Annotated in this window: 1 protein-coding gene; it reads right to left on the bottom strand. The window is 41.4% G+C overall.

The window, feature by feature from the left end; genetic code table 11:
• On the bottom strand, window positions 1-621 hold a 621-nt coding region (locus V7149_RS25235), incomplete at both ends, for an MFS transporter (RefSeq protein WP_335348311.1).

Raw genomic sequence — 621 nt, 5'->3', positions numbered from 1 at the left:
AATTCCCACACCTAAATCAAAAAATGAGAAAAAGGTTGCGTTGGCCATACCTCTCCGATGAAGAGGAGCTTCCTTTACTGACCATGCCTGCAAGGCAGGCTGAACGGTGCCAAAACCTAAGCCATAAAGAATAGCAGCTATGTAGAGAATCAAACTACCCGGCAGCCATGAAAGTAATCCCATCGAAATTAATATAAGAATAGCCCCTGGGATAAAAACGGCCTTATGTCCCTTTTGATCATAAATTTTTCCAGCAAATGTCCGTGATAACAATAAAGCAAAGGCATAAAGCAGAAAGTACCATTGGATTCCTTCGACCCCTTTTTGCGCGGAATAAAGGGGCAGGAAGGTGGCGATTCCTCCAAAAGTTACTGTTAAAAAGAATAATAGTACTGAAGGTGGAAGTGCACTTTTCTCATAGAAATCCCACTTTTTATGAGGCTGCTGCACAGCTGCGGGATCAACTTGTTTATAACGAATTTTCAACGATAGAATGAAGGCCATTAATCCAAGGAGTGAGCAAATTATAAATAACATCTTAAAAGAAATAGTGCCTGTTAGGGCAAGACCTAGAGTGGGTCCAAGTGCTAATGCGATATTGCCCGAAAGTCCATAATATCC

This window comes from Bacillus sp. JJ1503 (assembly GCF_036965125.1).
Taxonomy (GTDB): Bacteria; Bacillota; Bacilli; order Bacillales; family Cytobacillaceae; genus Cytobacillus.
This window is presented reverse-complemented; position numbering and strand designations above follow the sequence as displayed.